Source organism: Halomonas sp. 25-S5, assembly GCF_029889845.1.
GTDB lineage: Bacteria > Pseudomonadota > Gammaproteobacteria > Pseudomonadales > Halomonadaceae > Halomonas.
This window is the reverse complement of record NZ_JARANV010000084.1, coordinates 1-693: the sequence shown is the minus strand read 5'-3', so window position 1 is coordinate 693 and position 693 is coordinate 1. Positions and strand designations below refer to the sequence as shown.

Sequence of the window (693 nt, the reverse complement as noted above, 5' to 3'; positions counted from 1 at the left end):
GCAGGTCACGGTGGCCGAGGGACCGTTGGATCATCGCCTGTACCACTTCCGGATGGTGTATGGCGGCTTCCAGCACGCCCATGTGGTGCTGGGCGGCGAGAGTTTCGTCGCCCTGGCGGAGGGGCTGCAGAAGCCTTGTGGGCCCTCGGCGGCGCCCCGCGCGAGCACCGCACCGACAGCCTGTCAGCGGCCTTTCGTAATCTCGGGCAGGCGGCACAGGATGACCTCACCCTGCGCTACGAGGCGCTGTGCCGGGATTACGGCATGGTGCCGACCCGCAACACCACCGGCGTGGCCCATGAGAACGGCAGTATCGAGAGTGCCCATGGCCACCTCAAGCGCGCCATCCACGATGCCTTGCTGCTGCGCGGCTCACGCCACTTCGATGACCTGACCGCCTATCGGGCCTTCATCGATGAACGGGTCAGTCGGCGCAACGCTCGGCATCAGCCTCGCATCGACGCTGAGCGCGCCATGCTGCAGCCGCTGCCCCGGCAACGTAGCCAGGACTACGAGGAGATTCGGGTACGGGTGACGTCCTCCGGCGGCTTCACGCTGCGCAAGGTGTTCTACTCGGTGCCGTCCCGGCTGATTGGCCATCAGCTGCGGGTACGCCTGTATGATGACCGCCTGGCAGTGTTCATCGGCGGCAGCGCGCTGCTGACTCTGCCTCGCGGTCGCGCTCAGCGCGGC

The 693-nt window shown here is 67.2% G+C and carries 1 pseudogene; it reads left to right on the top strand.

The features are described from left to right. Positions 1 to 693, top strand: a pseudogene (locus OP498_RS18475) (IS21 family transposase); the annotation flags it as partial.